This window comes from Bradyrhizobium sp. CCBAU 11386, from assembly GCF_028128955.1.
Lineage (GTDB): Bacteria > Pseudomonadota > Alphaproteobacteria > Rhizobiales > Xanthobacteraceae > Bradyrhizobium.
This window is the reverse complement of record NZ_LBKA01000253.1, coordinates 47951-65524: the sequence shown is the minus strand read 5'-3', so window position 1 is coordinate 65524 and position 17574 is coordinate 47951. Positions and strand designations below refer to the sequence as shown.

General features: G+C 61.8%; 16 protein-coding genes. 13 read left to right on the top strand and 3 right to left on the bottom strand.

Annotation, left to right across the window (positions count from 1 at the left end; all coding sequences use genetic code 11):
- Positions 1-214: 214 nt before the first annotated feature.
- The 3 genes from XI09_RS34750 to leuB all read left to right on the top strand — a co-directional run bounded on the left by XI09_RS34750 (position 215) and on the right by leuB (position 4556).
- Positions 215-1102 (top strand): LysR family transcriptional regulator, encoded by an 888-nt coding sequence (locus tag XI09_RS34750; RefSeq protein ID WP_271570895.1) that lies wholly within the window; start codon positions 215-217, stop codon positions 1100-1102.
- 243 nt (positions 1103-1345) lie between these two features.
- Entirely contained in the window at positions 1346-3304 is a 1959-nt protein-coding gene (locus tag XI09_RS34745) for an aconitase family protein (RefSeq protein ID WP_271570894.1), read from the top strand.
- Between the two features lie 166 nt (positions 3305-3470).
- Positions 3471-4556 (top strand): 3-isopropylmalate dehydrogenase, encoded by a 1086-nt coding sequence (gene leuB, locus XI09_RS34740; RefSeq protein ID WP_271570893.1) that lies wholly within the window; start codon positions 3471-3473, stop codon positions 4554-4556.
- Between the two features lie 134 nt (positions 4557-4690).
- Here the strand turns inward: leuB and XI09_RS34735 are convergent, their stop codons facing one another.
- Positions 4691-5203, bottom strand: coding sequence for a winged helix-turn-helix transcriptional regulator (locus XI09_RS34735; RefSeq protein ID WP_271570892.1), 513 nt, complete (start codon positions 5201-5203; stop codon positions 4691-4693).
- A 241-nt stretch (positions 5204-5444) separates the two neighbouring features.
- Between XI09_RS34735 and XI09_RS34730 the strand changes: the two genes are divergently transcribed.
- Both XI09_RS34730 and XI09_RS34725 read left to right on the top strand, forming a co-directional pair.
- Positions 5445-6077: a 2-hydroxychromene-2-carboxylate isomerase gene (locus XI09_RS34730; RefSeq protein ID WP_271570891.1), complete on the top strand. Its 633-nt coding sequence runs from the start codon at positions 5445-5447 to the stop codon at positions 6075-6077.
- Positions 6078-6175: 98 nt separating this feature from the next.
- A complete protein-coding gene (locus XI09_RS34725) occupies positions 6176-7375 on the top strand; it encodes a CaiB/BaiF CoA transferase family protein (protein ID WP_271571000.1) in 1200 nt (399 codons plus the stop codon).
- Between the two features lie 32 nt (positions 7376-7407).
- Here XI09_RS34725 and XI09_RS34720 read toward each other — a convergent pair whose 3' ends face one another.
- Together XI09_RS34720 and XI09_RS34715 are read right to left on the bottom strand one after the other, a co-directional pair.
- Positions 7408-8085, bottom strand: a complete 678-nt coding sequence (locus XI09_RS34720) for a glutathione S-transferase family protein (protein ID WP_271570890.1) — start codon at positions 8083-8085, stop codon at positions 7408-7410.
- Between the two features lies 1 nt (position 8086).
- On the bottom strand, positions 8087-8824 hold the full coding sequence (locus XI09_RS34715; protein ID WP_095425814.1) for an SDR family NAD(P)-dependent oxidoreductase: 738 nt from the start codon (positions 8822-8824) through the stop codon (positions 8087-8089).
- 236 nt (positions 8825-9060) lie between these two features.
- On the opposite strand from XI09_RS34715, the gene XI09_RS34710 reads away from it, so the two are divergent.
- From XI09_RS34710 to XI09_RS34675, 8 genes are all read left to right on the top strand, one after another.
- Positions 9061-10674 carry a class I adenylate-forming enzyme family protein gene (locus XI09_RS34710; protein ID WP_271570889.1) on the top strand — a complete coding sequence of 538 codons (1614 nt, stop codon included), beginning with the start codon at positions 9061-9063 and terminating at the stop codon, positions 10672-10674.
- 14 nt (positions 10675-10688) lie between these two features.
- The gene (locus tag XI09_RS34705) at positions 10689-11426 is read left to right on the top strand and encodes an SDR family oxidoreductase (protein WP_271570888.1); all 738 of its coding nucleotides are present in this window, start codon (positions 10689-10691) and stop codon (positions 11424-11426) included.
- A gap of 12 nt (positions 11427-11438) precedes the next feature.
- Positions 11439-12620 (top strand): acyl-CoA dehydrogenase family protein, encoded by a 1182-nt coding sequence (locus XI09_RS34700; protein WP_271570887.1) that lies wholly within the window; start codon positions 11439-11441, stop codon positions 12618-12620.
- 23 nt (positions 12621-12643) lie between these two features.
- Positions 12644-13774 carry an acyl-CoA dehydrogenase family protein gene (locus tag XI09_RS34695; RefSeq protein ID WP_271570886.1) on the top strand — a complete coding sequence of 377 codons (1131 nt, stop codon included), beginning with the start codon at positions 12644-12646 and terminating at the stop codon, positions 13772-13774.
- 15 nt (positions 13775-13789) lie between these two features.
- Entirely contained in the window at positions 13790-14977 is a 1188-nt protein-coding gene (locus XI09_RS34690) for an acetyl-CoA C-acyltransferase (protein ID WP_271570885.1), read from the top strand.
- Positions 14978-14997: 20 nt separating this feature from the next.
- Positions 14998-16011 carry an NAD(P)H-dependent flavin oxidoreductase gene (locus XI09_RS34685; protein ID WP_271570884.1) on the top strand — a complete coding sequence of 338 codons (1014 nt, stop codon included), beginning with the start codon at positions 14998-15000 and terminating at the stop codon, positions 16009-16011.
- Between the two features lie 115 nt (positions 16012-16126).
- Complete coding sequence (locus XI09_RS34680) at positions 16127-16780, top strand: flavin reductase family protein (RefSeq protein WP_271570883.1); 654 nt, start codon at positions 16127-16129, stop codon at positions 16778-16780.
- A 14-nt stretch (positions 16781-16794) separates the two neighbouring features.
- A complete protein-coding gene (locus XI09_RS34675) occupies positions 16795-17571 on the top strand; it encodes an enoyl-CoA hydratase-related protein (protein WP_271570882.1) in 777 nt (258 codons plus the stop codon).
- The last annotated feature ends 3 nt before the right edge of the window (positions 17572-17574 follow it).

The window sequence follows — 17574 nt, the reverse complement described above, 5'->3', positions numbered from 1 at the left end:
CTGCGGACTTATGTGCCACGCGAGCTTCTGTCAGAAGCGCTAAATGGGAGGATGGGCTATCGCGTTTAGAGATATGCTGGATAACGCGCTACGCGCCGCCCAACCGCGGTCGTCCCGAGAGCGTCGTAGCGCGTGCAGAGACTACCCTTTCCTTCGAATAACCGGCGGGTGCCGCCCAAACGGTTGAGCGCAAGTCCGTTTAAGGAGACGAACCGTGCATCACGTCGATCCCATTAGCCTGCAGCTCTTTCTCACGGTGGTGCGTGAAGGTTCCATCAAGCGGGCTGCCGAATCCGAGCACATTGCGCAGTCAGCGCTGAGCCGTCGCATGGCAGATCTCGAACACGCGCTCGGCGTACCCCTTTTGATGCGCTCGTCAAAGGGCGTGCAACTGACCGAAGCCGGCGAAAGAGCCCACGCCCTCGGCAAACGCCTGAACGAAGATCTCGAAGCCTTCGTGCGCGAAGTGCGATCGCTGAGCGGCAATGTCGCCGGCATCGTCAGGCTGTTCGCAAGCCCGTCTTCGGTCGTCGGATTTCTGCCAGAAAAGCTGCAAGCCTTCCGCGCCGCATATCCCGAAGTGGAGATTGCACTGCAGGAACGCACCACCGCGGAAATCCTGCGCGCTTGCCTGGACGACCGCGCAGATGTCGGCGTAGGCGCGGCCTTGAAGGATGTCCCGCGCGGAGTCGAGGCCTGGCACCTGGCCGACGACCCTTTGATAGTCGTGCTGCCGCGCAAGCATCCGTTGACGAAGTTGCGCAAAATCTCTTTTGCCGACGTGCTGAAATTCCCGCTGATTGGCATGTCGGTGGGCGGCGCACTCGACAACTTGCTGCGGGAAAAGGCTGAAAGCATCCATGCCGTTATCCGTCAGCCCGTGGGCGTCACGAGCTACGACGCCGGCTGCCGCATGATCGAGGTCGGATTGGGCATCGCGATCATGCCGTCGAGCGCGGTTTCTGCGTACGCCGGCACGAACCGCTTCGTCCGACGCCCGCTGGACGAGCCATGGCGGGGGTGGTCGCTGCGGGTCTACGCACTGCGCAAGTCGACGCGCCTGCGTGCGGTGGAGGCGCTAATAGCGACCCTGCGCGCCTGAATTGGATACCGATCCGCGATGATCCGCGTGGTCGAAACTACCTGTCCGCAGCGCTCGCTGGTCTGCTCGCAAACTGGCACAAGAGGGGGCCAGCGGCGGAGATGGAGGCATCGCCTCGCGAAATTGGCATGAGCGGCCTGAGGGCGCCGTCGGATATCTCCGATCGCGATAGGCCATGTGCCGCATCAGCACTCGCGTGGCAGCCCGTGCGAAACTAGATCTTGTTCCGCAAGGAATCAGTTCATGGCAATCATCGACTTCGCAGGCCGTATCCTCTTCCTGAGCGACGATCCTGAGATCATCGATCGACAGCTCAAGGGCGAGAACATCGCGTTGGTGGATGCAGGGTCGCTTCGGGACGACGTCTCGACCGATGAGATCACACCCGCACACTCTCTGACGGTCTGGGACGAGCGTCTGGGGCGGGTGCCATACGTGGGCTTCGCCGCGGGCGGTCGTAATCCGATCGGCATTGACGACGTTAAGAACGGAGGCTTCGCGGTCACGGTAGCGGGCAAGCGCTACGGAAAGGGCTCGTCACGGGAGCACAGTCCCCTCGCGGAGCGGTCGGCCGGCATCCGGCTCGTCATTGCCGAGAGCTTCGAGCGCATCTACCGCCAGAATGCGGACAATCTCGGCCTGTTCACCTCCACCGACTTCAGCCTGATCGAGCGCCTGCTGGAGGGCGACCCAATCGATCTGGAAGAGCTGGTGGCCTCGCGAGACGCGATGGCCGCTGGGATCCTGCGCCACGGCGGGTTGCTTCACTATGGCCGCGAGCGCATGCAGCACGTCAGCGTCCCCAGCGTGCTGTCGGACGCCACCCCTCGCACCTTGACGGAGAAGATCCTCGCGCGGCACCTGGTCGTAACCGAAGATTCCAACTCGAGTCTGGAGCCCGGAACCGGTGCTTTCATCCGTGCGGATTGGCGCTTCATGCACGAGGCCTATACAGGCATGTGCGCCCACGTCCTTCACAAAGCCTTCGGAACTCCCTTGAAGCTGTACGAACCGTGCAGTGTTCTCGCGATCGAGGACCATATGTCGTATATACACCAGAGTCCGGCGCATATCGGCCGAGGTCTCGTTCCGGCGATGGACCACATGGTTGCCGAGCACCGTCGCTTCGCGACCGACTACGGTCTGCGCACCCATGGCGCTCTGCCAGGTGGTCAGGGCAGCGAGGGTATTGCACACCCGTTATTGACGGAGCTGTACGCACTTCCCGGCCAGATCGTCGTAGGCACCGATTCTCACACGACTCATAGCGGCGCGCTGGGCTGTATCGCCTTCGGGGTAGGCAGCACGGAGCTGGCCAATGCGCTCGTCACCGGCGCGGTGCGGATCACCGTTCCGCAGACGCTGCGTATCGAGTTTGCAGGTCGCTTGCCCGCAGGCGTCACCGCCAAGGATATGGTCCTGCATCTGCTGGCAACCCCCCGCATCAAGGCTGGTGCAGGCGTAGGCAAGGTTTTCGAGTTTGCTGGCGAGGTGGTGAAGCTGATGTCCACCGACGAGCGCGCAACGCTTACTAACATGACAGCCGAGCTCGGTGGCTTCACGGGGATCGTTGCTCCGGACGCGGAGACAGTGCGCTTCCTTCGCGAGCGGCGAGGCATCGACGTTGCCCTCGAAACATGGATGTGCAGTGATCCGGGCGCGAAATACGTCGAGACCATCACCATCGACTGTTCGAGCCTCGGCTCCGTCGTCGCCGCACCGGGCGATCCGGGCAACGGCGTTCCGCTGGCTTCGCTGTCCGAGCGTCCCCAGATCGACATCGCATATGGTGGCTCGTGCACAGGAGGCAAGCGCGAGGACTTCGACCGGTACCATGAGGTTCTCGCTTGGGCTCTGGAGCGCGGTCTGTATGTCAAACCCGGCGTAAAGTTATATCTGCAGTTCGGTACCACGGCGGTGCGCGACTACTGCATTCAGCGGGGTTATATCGAAACCTTCGAAAGAATCGGTGCGGCGATCCTGCAGCCCTCCTGCGGTGCCTGCGTCAACTGCGGGCCCGGCGCGTCCACCGACGGCGGACAAGTGACCGTCAGCGCGATCAACCGCAACTTTCCCGGGCGTTCCGGGCCGGGCGGGGTATGGCTCGCCAGTCCGCCGACCGTAGCAGCGAGCGCGATCGCCGGTGAGATCGTTTCGTTCGATGAGCTTCAGACTCGTCATCCGGCTTCTAGACCGTCGTGAAAGTCTCTTACCTAAAAGCCGGCCGGAGCCCGTTGATGGACTGGAAACACGGTCGCTCCGTCAGCCGCGTCGACGGAGGAATTAAGATGATTGTCTCGACGACAGCATCTTTCGCGAGCCACCGAAGAAGGCCTTCGGCATCTTGTGATGGCGGTGGATGCCCAGCATGAAGATAGCAATGCTTCCCGGCGACGGCATCGGTCCGGACGTGATCAGACAGGCTCGAAAAGTCCTTCAAGCGCTTCGCGGCGCCGACTTTACCTTCGAAGCCGTCGAGGCGCCCGTTGGCGGTTCTGCCATCGACGCGACCGGCGAGCCGATGCCCGCATCGAGCATGAAGCTGGCCCTTGAGTCCGACGCGGTACTGCTCGGTGCCGTCGGCGACGCGCGGTTCGATGATCGGCCGGCGCCCCAACGCGCGACCCACGCGATCGCCGAGCTTCGCACCAAACTCGGCCTCTACGCCAGCTTGCGCCAGGTATCGGTGTCGGAAACCTTGACTGGGCTATCGCCGTTGCGAACCGAACGGGTGCGTGGCGTCGACATGTTGATCGTGCGGGAGCTCGGCGGCGACGTGTACATGTCGCGACAACGGGGGCAGCGGGTGGCCACGGACGGGCCCTTCCCCGGCGACTCCGAAGGATACGACATGATGTCCTATTCGTACGGCGAGGTCGTTCGCATCGCTCGGATCGCCTTCAATGCGGCCCGCGGACGCCGCAAGCGGCTACTGAATGTTGACAAGGCCAACGTACTCGAAACGTCGCGGCTGTGGCGCAAGGCGGTGATCGAAGTCTCGAAGGACTACCCCGACATCGACTTGACGCACGCCTTCGCCGACAACGCCGCAATGCAGCTTGTAACGCAGCCCGCGGACGTCGACGTGCTCCTCGCGGCTAACATGTTTGGCGACATATTGTCCGACGTCGCGTCCGTATTGACCGGATCGATCGGATTGACGGCCTCAGCGATGCTCGGAGATCCCGGCCCCGGCTATTATGAAGCCGGGCATGGCAGTGCGCCCGACATCGCGGGCCGAAATGTCGCCAATCCGATTGCTTGCATCCGTGCGGCAGTTCTCATGCTGCGCATGTCACTAGAGCGCCCCGATCTGGCGGATAGAGTCGAAGGGGCGATCCTGCAGGTGCTCGGAAATGGCTTGCGAACGGCTGAAATACATTCTCCCGGCACGCGCCTCGTCGGCACTGAAGAAATGGGTGATGCCATCGCGAAAGCCGTTGCACTGAGCTGAACTTGCCGACCCGAGCTCAGGAAAGCAACGGCCTTGCTTGTTTATTAGGTCCGTAACGACTTAGCTGTTGTCCGCAGCCAAGCGAGACCCTGCGCCCCGCATGAGTTCGATGCATCCCCGCGTGAGCGGCCACGTCAAGCAGCGCTGCGGCGCGCCTTTGCCTTGGGTTTCGCCGGTGCCGGTATCGCCGGGGTGCTTCGCGCGCCGGGGCCAGGGTGAGTATGAACCTCCTTGGCCGAAAGCGGCTCACCGCATTCGGAGCACACCATGACCGGATCGAAGTTCTTGCCACATTTGCGGTGCTCATGCAGCAACGGCCGCCCGCGAGTGTCGACCATGTGCGTGTCACCCCAGTGTACGATTGCCATCATGATTGGATAGAGATCGAGCCCTTTTTGGGTGAGGATGTATTCATGCCGTTTGGGCGCCTCCTGATAGGGAATGCGGCGCAGCACGCCTTGCCGGACCAGTTTCTTCAGCCGCTCCGCGAGCAAATGGCGAGTGATCCCAAGCGCGGACTGAAATCCTTCGAAGCGGCGCGTGCGCAGAAAGCATTCGCGCAGGATAAGTAGGGTCCAGCGGTCGCCGATCACGCCGATCGTGCGGGCCATCGAGCACGGCTCTTCTTCAAGGGCATCCCATCGCATTTCCTGCTCTCCAATCCATCCGGCACCCTGCATTCGCTCGAATCGTCCAAGGGAACCTCAACTCACCTCCCATTCTAGATAGGTACTCAGCTCCAAACAATCCCCTACGGATATGGCAAAATCAGCAGAATAGCGTAAATAATTGACAGTTCGTTTTTAGAACTGTAAAGACGGTCATGGTCGTATTTCGGCTGCTGAATACCTAGCCTGAACATCCAGTGCGCGCGCGGGAGAAGCTGACATGCCCCTGAAGATTGAATTCCAGTTCGATTTCGGCAGCCCGAACGCATATCTGGCGGAAGTAGCCATTCCGGGCATCGAGCGGCGTACCGGCGTAAAATTCGAGTACGTCCCGGTTCTGCTCGGCGGCATCTACAAGGCGACGGGCAACATGTCTCCCTTCGATTCGCTTCGCGGAATCAAGAACAAGCCGGAATACCAGGCACTCGAGACCCAACGGTTTATCCGTCGCCACGGAATCACGAAATTCCGTCCGAATCCGTTCTTTCCGGTTAACACGCTGATGTTGATGCGCGGTGCCGTCGCTGCTCAGTTCGAAGGCGTGTTCGAGCCCTATTTCCGCGCCGCCTATCATCATATGTGGGAAGAGCCGAAGAAGATGGATGATCTCGAAATCTTCCGGAGCGCATTCATGTCCTCAGGCATCGATATCGACCGGTTGATTGCACGTGCGCAGCAGGATGACGTCAAGAAGGGGTTGATCGATCGGACCACCGACGCGGTTAGCCGTGGAGCGTTCGGCTCACCGACTTTCTTCGTTGGAAAGGAAATGTTCTTCGGCAAGGACCAGCTCCGTGACGTCGAGGAGTCGATCGTCGAACAGATCAGTCAGCTGGTTTCGAAAACGGCCTAAGGCGGGAATTGAGGCCTGCAGAGCCAGGCCGATGTTCCGGGCTTGCATGAGGAAGACTCAGTCAGCCCAGCAAAAAAGTAACCTCAGGGAGAATGCCCATGCCTGGCCCTCTTAGCGGTGTTCGAGTCCTGGATTTGACAGGCGTGGTGTCCGGTCCCTACGCGACCATGTTTCTGGCGGATCAGGGCGCTGACGTTCTGAAGATCGAGCCGATTGGCGGCGATATTACGCGGCGCAGCCGCGCCACCATTGACAAGGACGGAGAGTTTTCCGCGCTTTTTATCTCTTCGAACCGCGGCAAGCGCTCACTATCAATCGACGTCAAGAGCGCGGCCGGCCGAGAGGTCCTCGCCAAGCTGGTCGCGCAGGCGGACGTCCTGGTGCAGAATTTCCGGCCCGGTACCATGGAACGCATCGGCCTTGGCGTCGATGAGTTGCGCCAACGCCATCCGCGCTTGATCTATGTCTCGATCAGCGGCGTCGGCGAGACCGGGCCGTATGTGAAGAAGCGCGTCTATGATCCGATCATTCAAGCGCTGTCAGGCTTTGCCGATATCCAGTCGCAGCCGGTCACAAACCGTCCGCAGATGATCCGCACCATCGTATGCGACAAGACGACCGCCGTGTTCACCGCGCAGGCGGTGGCAGCGGCGCTCTACGCCCGCGAGAAGACCGGGCAGGGCGATCATATTCAGGTCGCAATGCTGGATGCGATGATTTCGTACCTGTGGCCGGAAGGCATGATGCAGTACACGGTAGTGGGAGCCGAGACCGCCGCTGCCGATCCTAACGATCGACCGGATCTCGTATTCAAGACCAGCGACGGCTACATCACGGCCGGTACCATCTCGGATTCCGAATGGCAGGGGTTCTGCCGGGCCTCCGGCGATCCCGAGCTTGCCAAGGATCCTCGATTTGCGACGCCATCGGCGCGTTCGGTCAACGCCACGGCACGCATCAACAAGATGGCGGAGTACATCGGACAGCACACCACTGCCGAATGGCTGGAGCGCCTGGACGCCGCCGACGTCCCTTGCGCTCCGATTCTGCGGCGAGGCGAGATCATTCACAATGAACAGGTAATCGCGCGCGGCATCATCGCAGAGTTCGAGCAGCCGAAGGTCGGTCGGGTACGGCAGCCGAAGCCGGCAGCCCGCTTTGAGATCAATGAGGCCGCGATCGGCGGGCCTGCTCCCCGGGTCGGCGAGCACTCGCGCGATGTGTTGCAGGAGCTGGGTTACGACGATAGCGCCATCGACAAGATGGTCGCCGAGCGTAGCGTGCGCGTGGCGATCTAACCTCGAACCGCTGCGCGAACGGTAGCCGGTTTCTAAGCCTTGGCCGGCACCGGCGTGATCGGCACTAACGGGGCATTTGCCGCGACGGCACGCTGGAAGGCCTCCCGTTTCTTGATACGTTCGAGATAGGGCTGCGCGTTGTCGCAAATGCTGACGCCATAGGCGACGGCCCACTCAAGGCAGGTCGTGAGCAGGATGTCGGCGCTGGTAAAACGGTCGCCCATCAGGAATTTCCGGCCGTCTGCGAGCGCGACTTCGACATGGCGCAACTGCTGACGGAAATACTCGCCGGCCTGGGCAACGACCTCGGGCGCTATGCCGTAGATCGGACCGAGCGCGTCGGCGCGATGGCGGCGCATCACGTAAAGGCTGGTTGAATCCAGTTCCGCGACGATAAAGAAACACCATTCCAGCCACGCGGCATACTCACGGGTGGTTTCAGGAATCAGCGAGCGTTCCGTCGTGGAGTACATTCGCGATAGGTAGGCAACTATCGCGGCGCTCTCGCCGATGCAGAAGTCGCCGTCCTGGAGCAGCGGTATTTTCTGGCGTGGATTGAGTTTGGTGTACTCAGCCGTCTTGGTCTCCCCTGTCCGCGGTCCGATCGGCTTTGTCTCGTAAACCAAGCCCAGTTCGTGCATGGCCCAGTGCGGGCGGATGGTGCGGCTTGTCCCAACACCCCACAAGGTCAGGTTTGGTGTCGCGCTCATATTACCACTTCTCCACGGACGGCCGGAGATCGAGCTCGTGGGTCCAGCCATCCCTGGTCTGCTGATGGGTGAACCAATAGGCGTCAGCAATGGAAGACGTCTTGGTCAGGCTATCTGCGGGGATGTCGCTTGCCTCGATTCCTTTTGCCGCTTTCATGCGCTGATGAATGGCCTCGCTGTCCACACCAGCATCGATCAACAGGTGCACGACATGAATGTTCTTCGGCCCCAGTTCGCGCGCCATCGCTTGGGCCACAGCACGAAGCCCAAACTTCGCGGATGAAAATGCCGCAAACCCCTTGCCGCCGCGTATGCTGGCGGTCGCACCCGTAAAGAAGATGGTGCCGCGTCCGCGCGGCAGCATGAAGCGGGCAGCCTCTCGTCCGACCAGGAATCCGCCGTAACAGGCCAGTTCCCAGGCCTTGAAGAACAGCTTCTCCGTGGTCTCCAGCAGAGGCTTGTTGACGTTCGAACCAGCATTGTAGAGGCAGACCTCGATAGGCCCGAGTTCCTTCTCGATCCGCGCGAATATGCCTTGGACCTCTGCCTCCTGACGGGCATCGATGCTGAACGCGTGAATGTCGTGTCCTGCAGCCCTCAGCTCACCCACCAGCCCCTGCGACTTGGACGCATCACGCCTGCAGATGCAGACCGTATAGCCGCCCTTGGCAAAGCGCCGTGCAACGGCGGCACCAATGGCGTCGCCCGCACCGACAAGGATCGCTACGCCGCGATTCATTCCGCTCCTCCCAATAAGTTCTTATTTGGTACTTTAATCGTAACAATTGGCCGACGCGTTGTAAACGACGGTTTTCGATACGGGGAAAGCGGAAGACAGGGCAGATCTGTTGCCGGTTTAGGCGATGGAGGCTCAAACCAGGAATTAGTGATTGACGAGTTCTAAAAAAGAACGTTAGGTATGCGGCGAACGTGTCGGGGCTGCAACGTGGGCACGGTTTGGTCGGGAGGTCGGTCGTGGCGGAGCTTTCAGAGGCGATCAATCTCGACGAGATTGCTGTCGGCTTGCCGCGCCGCATCCATGACGTCATGGCAAGGCAGGTTGCCAAAGCCCCCGATCGGATCGCGCTGGTCGAAGGCGGGGCATCCTGGAGCTACGGCGATCTGGATCAGCGTGTCAGTGAGATCGCCGCCGTCCTGTCGTCGCTGGGAATCCGAGCGGGCGACCGGATGGTCATTGTCAGCGAAAACTGTATCGCACTTGCCGCGTTGCTGTTCGCGACGAGCCGGCTCGACGCCTGGGCGATCGTTGCCAACCCCCGATTGTCCGCACGCGAACTGGACGAGATCCGCGACCATAGCGGGGCCCGTCGGATGTTGTTCGCCTCTGGTGTTTCGAGAGAGGCTGCGGCGCACGCATCACGCTATGGCGCGGAGAACCGACAAATAGGGGCGCTGCTGGAGATTGGTGTTGGCCCGCTAAGCAAAAGCGCTACCGTCGAGCCGGTGGAGGCCGAGCCGGCGAAGCAAGTGGCCGTGCTGATCTACACTTCGGGAACGACGGGGACGCCGAAGGGCGTGATGCTGTCGCACGAAAGCCTGCTGATCAGCGCAAAGGCGACCGCCCACGTCCGCAAGATGGATCACAATGACAAGATCTATCTCGTATTGCCGATCTCCCATATCGTCGGCATCTCGCTCCTGATCATGACATTGATGGTCGGGGGCACGGTGCGGATGGTCAGCAAATTCGATCCTGCGGCGACGGCCAGGGCGATCGGAGAGGAGGGTATTACCATCCTCAACGGCGTACCTGCTACTTATCAACGCCTCCTGGAATACAAGAGCGTATCAGGCGCGAAGCGACTCTCCCGAGGCGCGTTACGCTTAATGACCGTCGCCGGCGCGCCGCTCGATTTGAACCTGAAGTCGCGCGTGGAAAAGGAGCTCGGCCTTCCGCTGCTAAATGGCTACGGCATCACCGAATGTTCGCCGGGAATATCGGGGGTGCGCTTCGATGCCCCGCGATCGGACCAGGCGGTTGGCACGCTGCTGCCGGGAGTAGAGGCGCGGGTCAGAACACTCGACGGCTTTCCTACGGCAAGAGGGGAAGTTGGAGAGCTGCATGTCCGTGGCCGCAACGTGATGCTCGGTTACTATCGTGCCCCCGAGCTTACCGCCGAGGTGATAGACAGTATGGGCTGGTTCAATACCGGCGATATAGCGCGTTTCGACGGCGATTGCCTGTACATTGTCGGGCGCACCAAGGAGATGATTATCCGCTCGGGCTTCAACGTCTATCCCGCCGAGGTCGAAGCGGTCCTCAGTTCACACAAAGACGTCGTGCAATGCGCCGTGGTCGGCCGTGTAATTGAGGGCAATGAAGAGATTGTCGGTTTTGTGCAGCTGCTGCCGGGATCGCAGGTGACGCCGGAGAATTTGATGAGTTTCATCAGATTTCAGCTCACCTCATATAAGCGGCCGTCCAAGATCATCATCCTTGATGCCTTGCCGGCCACCTCAACGGGCAAGATACTCAAGCACAAGCTCGCGGAGTCTCTGCAAGGCGAAGGTAGCCAAGTTCCTCCAGCGCTGACGGCCGAATTTACGCAGACAATGTATCTGACCTGACCGGGAGAACACCCTTGAAAAAAAGAAATGCAACCGTCGCCGTGATCGGAGCCGGCGATTTCATCGGCGGCGAGATCGCCAAGAAGTTCGCCTCGGAGGGCTTTACTATCTTCGCCGGCCGCCGCAACGGCGACAAGCTGGCGCCGTTGGTCAAGGAGATCGAGGCCGCCGGCGGCGAGATCCATGCACGTTCTCTCGATGCGCGCAAAGAGGAGGAGATCATCTCCTTCCTGAGTGATGCTGACAAGCACGCGCCTTTGGATGTCTGCATCTTCAACATTGGTGCCAATGTCAACTTCCCGATCCTCGACACGACCGAGCGCGTGTTCCGCAAGGTCTGGGAGATGGCCTGCTACTCCGGCTTCCTCGCCGGCCGTGAGGCGGCCCGGCTAATGCTGCCGCGCGGCCAGGGCAACATCTTCTTCACCGGTGCGACAGCGTCCTTGCGCGGCGGCAGCGGCTATGCCGCCTTCGCCAGCGCCAAATTCGGGCTGCGCGCCGTGGCGCAAGCGATGGCGCGCGAACTCGGCCCAAAGAATATCCATGTCGCCCACCTCATCATCGATTCGGGTGTGGACACCGAGTGGGTCCGCCAGCGGCGCCTGGAAGCCCTCGGGCCCAATGCGCTTGACGATCCCGATGCGCTGATGCCGCCGGCCTCGGTGGCGGTGTCCTATTGGCAGCTCTATCAGCAGCCGAAGAGCGCCTGGACCTTCGAGATGGAAATCCGTCCGTTCGGCGAGAAGTGGTAGGGGAGACCAGCGATGGAGCTCGCGCTATCGCCCGAGGACGCAGCGTTCCGCGATGAAGTGCGTGCCTTCATTGCGGACAATTATCCGCCGGAAATGCGCGTTCCGAATCCGGAGACCGATCTGACCAAGGAGCAGTCGCTGCTCTGGCACCGCATTCTCTACAAGAAGGGCTGGATCGCCCCGCTTTGGCCCAAGGAATATGGCGGCCCCGGCTGGTCGATCACGCAGCGCTTCATCTTCGAGCAGGAGACCTCCCGGGCGGGGACGCTGCCGCCGCTGGCGTTCAGCGTCACCATGGTCGGTCCCGTCATCTACACCTTCGGCAACGAGGCGCAGAAGAAGAAATTCCTGCCGCGGATCCTGTCCGGCGAGGATTGGTGGTGCCAGGGCTATTCGGAGCCGGGCTCCGGCTCGGACCTGGCGACCGTCCGGACCAAGGCGGTGCGCGACGGCGATCACTACATCGTCAACGGCCACAAGACCTGGACCACGCTGGCACAGCATGCCGACTGGATCTTTTGCCTCGTGCGCACCGATCCGAACGCGAAGCCGCAATCCGGCATCTCCTTTCTGCTGATCGACATGAAGTCGCCCGGCGTCACCGTGCGGCCGATCATCACGATCGACGGCAGCCATGAGGTCAACGACGTCTTCCTCGAAAACGTCCGCGTGCCGGTCGAGAATCTGGTCGGCGAGGAGAACAAGGGCTGGACCTACGCCAAATTCCTGCTCGGCAACGAGCGCACCAGCATGGCCGGCATCGGTCGCTCCACCCGCTACATCAACAAGCTGAAGCAGATCGTGAAGGCCGAGATCCCGGCTGACGATCCCGCGCATCTCGAATTCCTGCGCGACATCGCCCGCATCGAGCTTGACGTGCTGGCGCTGGAGGCGACCGAGCTGCGCGTCGTCGCCCAGATGGCGCGCGGCATCGATCCGGGACCGGCGGCCTCGCTGTTCAAGATTCGTGGCACCGAAATCTTCCAGAACATCACCGAGCTCACCCACCGGGCGATCGGCAATTACGGCCTTGCCATCCGCGAACATCCGGTCAGCGCCAACCGCTTCATGCCCGGCCCCGATTACGGCCACACCGCGTCGGAGAAATATCTGAACGCGCGCAAGCTCAGCATCTACGGCGGATCCAACGAGATCCAGCGAAACATCATCGCCAAGGCCGTACTTGGGCTCTAGCCACGGCGGATCGGGAGGATCGGATGGATATTCAGTTCACGGAAGAGCAGGAATTACTGCGATCCAGCGTCCAGCGCCTGCTGCGCGACCAGTATGACTTCGAGGCGCGGCGCAAGATTGTGGCGAGCGAGGACGGCTTCAGCCGGCAACAATGGGCCGCCTTCGCCGAGCTCGGCCTGCTCGCGGCGCCGTTGTCCGAGGACGCCGGCGGTCTTGGCGGCGGTCCGTTGTCGACCATGATCATCATGCACGAGTTCGGTCGCCACCTCGTGGTCGAGCCTTTCGTCGAGACGGTCGTGCTGGCCGGCGGCCTGATCGAGCACGTGGGCAAGCCGGAGCAGCGGCAGGCCTTCATTCCCGGCATCATCGACGGCAGCAAGATCTGGGCACTGGCCTGGACCGAGAAGGGCTCTCGCTTCGACTTTGCCAATGTCAAGACGACGGCGCGGCGCGAGGGCAACGACTACATTCTGAGCGGGGCGAAGACCATGGTGATCGCCGCGCCCTGGGCCGATTATCTGATCGTCTCGGCGCGAACCTCCGGCGACGACCGCGACCGCGGCGGCGTTAGCTTGTTCGTCGTCCATCGCCGCGCCGCCGGCATCGACCTGCAGAGCTTCAAGACCATCGACGGCCGCCGCGCCGCCGAGGTCAGCTTGCGCGAGGTCCGCGGGCAATTGCTCGGGCGGGAAGGCGACGGCGTTGCCGCGCTGGAAGCTGCCCGCGACCGCGCCATGGGCGCGCTCTGCGCCGAAGCAGTCGGCGCCATCGGCGAGCTGAACGCCGCGACGCTGGAGTATTCGAAGACGCGCAAGCAGTTCGGCACCACGATCGGCTCCTTCCAGGTGCTCCAACACCGGATGGTCGACATGTTCATCGCCCATCAGGAGGCGCTCTCCCTGATGCAGCATCTCAATCTCAGTCTCAGCGTCGGCGAATCCGGCTTGTCGCGGCTCGCCTCCGGGGCCAAGTCGAAGATCGGCTATGCCGGCAGGTTCGTCGCCGACCAGGCGGTGCAGCTTCACGGCGGCATGGGAATGACCGACGAGCTCAACGTCGGGCACTATTTCAAGCGTATCTCGTCCATCAACATCCAGTTCGGCGATCCCGCGTTCCACGTGCTGCGCTATGCGCAGCTGGACGCGGCAGCGTAACCAGAAGAGGCCAGCATGACGACCGAAGCAGTCATCGTTTCCACCGCAAGGACGGCCGTCGGCAAGGCCTATCGCGGCGCGCTCAACAACACCGACGGTCCGACCATGGCCGGCCACGTGATGGCCGAAGCCGTAAAGCGTGCCGGCATCGCGCCTGACGAGGTGGAGGACGTGGTGATGGGCTGCGCCATGCAGCAGGGCACCATGGTGATGAACGTGGCGCGCAAGGGCGCGATCCGCGCCGGCCTGCCCGTCACCGTCGCCGGCACCACCATCGACCGGCAATGCGCCTCCGGCCTTCAGGCCATCGCGGTCGCGGCGCGTTCGGTGATGCTTGACGGGGTCGAGGTCGCGATCGGCGGCGGCATCGAATCGATCAGCCTCGTGCAGAACGAGCACATGAACAAGTTCCACGCCGTCGACGACGAGCTGATGGCGATGAAGCCGGACATGTATATGTCGATGCTCGACACCGCCGAGATCGTCGCCGAGCGTTACAAGATCGGCCGCGACCAGCAGGACGAATATAGCCTCGAATGTCAGCGCCGGATCGGTGCCGCGGTACAGGCAGGGCGCTTCGATGACGAGATAGTCCCGATCACGACTAGGATGGCGGTCGTCAACAAGGACACCAAGGAGGTTACTTATCAGCAGGTGACCCTGTCGAAGGATGAGGGGCCGCGCCCCGAGACCACAGCGGAAGGACTTGCGAAGATCAAGCCGGTGTTCGAAGGCAAGACCATCACGGCTGGCAACGCCAGCCAGCTCTCCGACGGCGCATCGGCCTGCGTGATCATGAGCGACAAGATCGCCGCGAAGAAAGGCCTGAAGCCGCTCGGCATCTTCCGTGGCTTCGTCGCCGCCGGTGTGGAGCCGGACGAAATGGGCATCGGTCCGGTCGCGGCGATCCCGCGCCTGCTCAAGCGGCACGGCCTGAAGATCGATGACATCGATCTCTGGGAGCTCAATGAGGCCTACGCCGTCCAGGTGATCTATTGCCGCGACAAGCTCGGCATTGATCCGAACAGGCTGAACGTCAATGGCGGCTCGATCGCGATCGGACATCCTTATGGCATGACGGGCGCCCGGCTTGCAGGGCACATCCTGATCGAGGGGCGCCGGCGCAAGGCGAAGTACGGCGTGGTAACCATGTGCATCGGCGGCGGCATGGGCGCGGCGGGCCTGTTCGAAATCGTCAACTGATCGGAAAGCGGAGAACGCACGTGAAGACAGCAATTACTGAACTGTTCGGCATCCAGCATCCGATCATCCAGGGCGGCATGCATTATGTCGGCTTCGCCGGGCTGGCCGCTGCGGTGTCCAATGCCGGCGGCCTTGGCATCATCACCGGCCTGACCCAGCGGACGCCGGAATTGCTGGCCAAGGAAATCGCGCGCTGCCGCGACATGACCGACAAGCCATTCGGCGTGAACCTGACTTTCCTTCCGAGCTTTACCGCACCGCCTTACCCGGAATACATCGCCGCGATCAAGGAAGGCGGCGTCAAGGCAGTGGAAACCGCTGGCCGCAGCCCCGAGCAGTACATGCCCGCGTTGAAGGCGGCCGGCATCAAGGTGATCCACAAGTGCACCTCGGTGCGGCACTCACTCAAAGCCGAGAAGATCGGCTGTGACGCCGTCAGCGTCGATGGCTTTGAATGCGGCGGACATCCCGGAGAAGACGATATCCCGAACATGATCCTGCTGCCGCGCGCGGCGGATGAACTGAAGATTCCGTTCGTGGCCTCGGGCGGCATGGCGGATGCGCGCAGTCTCGTCGCCGCTCTGTCGATGGGCGCGGCCGGCATGAACATGGGCACCCGCTTCGTCGCCACCAAGGAAGCGCCGGTCCACGACAACGTAAAGCAGGCGCTGGTCAAGGCGACCGAACTCGACACCGTGCTGGTGATGCGCGCGCTACGCAATACCGAGCGCGTTCTGAAGAACAAGGGCGTCACCCATCTGCTCGAAGTCGAGCGCGAGAAGGGGGCGAGCCTCAAGATCGAGGATATCCACGAACAGGTGGCGGGTGTCTACCCCAGGGTGATGGTCGATGGCGATATGGATGCCGGCGCCTGGAGCTGCGGCATGGTGGTCGGACTGATCAACGATATCCCGACGGTGAAGGAGCTGATCGATCGTATCATGGCGGATGCCGAGCGAATCATCCGTCAACGCCTGACTGGTTTCCTCGATGGTGCCGAGCAAAGGCCGGCTGCCGCCCGGGCGATCGCGTAGCCGGATGTTCTAACGAGGCGATACCCACGCACGGTTGTGCGAGGGGTGATCGTTACGGCGAGGCTCGATTGACAGGCAATGGACGGCCTTCGGCAGTCTCGGGGGAGGGGAGTTTATGGATCTGGCCGACTTCCACTACTACGAGCCTTCGAAGGGCCACCGGCTCCGACATAATCCATTCAACGCAATTGTCGCACCGCGTCCGATCGGTTGGATTTCGTCACGCAATGCGGCTGGTCAACTGAACCTCGCTCCATACAGCTTCTTCAACGCGTTCCTCTACGATCCACCGATAATCGGGTTCTCCTCAATTTCGTGGAAGGACACCGTCAAGAACGTCAGCGAGACCCGCGAATTTGTTTGGAATCTGGTTACGATGGATCTTGGCGAGCGCATGAACGTGACGGCGACGCCGCTCGATCACGGCGTGAGCGAGTTCGAAGCAGCAGGGCTGACGCCAATCGCCGGGCGCCACGTAGCGGTGCCGCGGGTAGGCGAGAGCAGGGCCGCTATGGAATGCAAGGTCGTCGAGGTCTCTCAGCTGGCGAATGCGCGCGGTGAGAAGGTCGAAGGATGGTTCGTACTCGGCGAGGTCGTCGCAGTATACATCGACAAGTCTTTGATCGAGGACGGCGTATACAACACTGCACTTGCGCGTCCCATACTGCGCGCCGGCCGTGGTGGTGATTACCTCGAGGTCAAGACGGAGAACATGTTCGAGATGCCGCGCCCGCCAGGCAGCAGCAAACCGGAATTCCACGGCACCTGATTGGAGGAACGATCGTGACCCAGCATGTAAAAACCGAAGTCACCGCAGGCATCATGACGATAACGCTGGCCCGTGCTGAGAAGAAGAATGCGCTCAGCAACGCCATGTACAGCGCCATGTCGGATGGGCTGGAGCATGCGGAGAAAGATCCGGCCGTACGGGTCGTTCTATTTCAGGGAGATGGCGACAGTTTTACGTCCGGAAACGACATCGCCGATTTCAGTGCCCAAGCCAACGGTAGCAATACAGGGGAAAGCCAGGCGTTCCGGTTCATCCGCAATCTCGGTAAGGCCACCCGTCCACTCGTCGCCGCAGTGCAGGGCAACGCGGTAGGCGTTGGCACCACGATGTTGCTGCATTGCGACCTCGTATTTCTTGCCGACACGGCGAAGCTGATGACACCATTCGTAAATCTGGCGCTGGTTCCTGAGGCGGCTTCGAGTTGGTTGCTGCCCGCCCGCATCGGGCATGTCCGCGCATACGCCATGTTTGCGTTGGGGGAGCCGCTCGATGCATCCGCCGCATTGGCCTGCGGTCTGGCTAACGCCGTGGTACCGGCCGCTGACTTGCGCGGCAGGGCTTGGCAGGCCGCGGAAGCCCTGACCAAACGGCCCGCGGGCTCTCTCAGCCACACCAAAGCGCTCATGCGCGAAATGGACAAGATCGCTGCCCAAATAAACCGGGAAAGCGCGCTATTTGCCGAGCGGTTGCAGACCGGCGAAGCCCGCGAAGCGTTCGCGGCGTTTGCCGAGCGGCGTAAGCCGGACTTCACAAGCCTGACGAGCGACTGACAA

Excerpts from the sequence above, each read along its gene's own strand:
- XI09_RS34745 (WP_271570894.1), top strand. The coding sequence starts at position 1,346 with ATGGCAATCATCGACTTCGCAGGCCGTATCCTCTTCCTGAGCGACGAT.
- leuB (WP_271570893.1), top strand. The coding sequence starts at position 3,471 with ATGAAGATAGCAATGCTTCCCGGCGACGGCATCGGTCCGGACGTGATC.
- XI09_RS34735 (WP_271570892.1), bottom strand. The coding sequence starts at position 5,203 with ATGCGATGGGATGCCCTTGAAGAAGAGCCGTGCTCGATGGCCCGCACG.
- XI09_RS34730 (WP_271570891.1), top strand. The coding sequence starts at position 5,445 with ATGCCCCTGAAGATTGAATTCCAGTTCGATTTCGGCAGCCCGAACGCA.
- XI09_RS34725 (WP_271571000.1), top strand. The coding sequence starts at position 6,176 with ATGCCTGGCCCTCTTAGCGGTGTTCGAGTCCTGGATTTGACAGGCGTG.
- XI09_RS34720 (WP_271570890.1), bottom strand. The coding sequence starts at position 8,085 with ATGAGCGCGACACCAAACCTGACCTTGTGGGGTGTTGGGACAAGCCGC.
- XI09_RS34715 (WP_095425814.1), bottom strand. The coding sequence starts at position 8,824 with ATGAATCGCGGCGTAGCGATCCTTGTCGGTGCGGGCGACGCCATTGGT.
- XI09_RS34700 (WP_271570887.1), top strand. The coding sequence starts at position 11,439 with ATGGAGCTCGCGCTATCGCCCGAGGACGCAGCGTTCCGCGATGAAGTG.
- XI09_RS34695 (WP_271570886.1), top strand. The coding sequence starts at position 12,644 with ATGGATATTCAGTTCACGGAAGAGCAGGAATTACTGCGATCCAGCGTC.
- XI09_RS34690 (WP_271570885.1), top strand. The coding sequence starts at position 13,790 with ATGACGACCGAAGCAGTCATCGTTTCCACCGCAAGGACGGCCGTCGGC.
- XI09_RS34680 (WP_271570883.1), top strand. The coding sequence starts at position 16,127 with ATGGATCTGGCCGACTTCCACTACTACGAGCCTTCGAAGGGCCACCGG.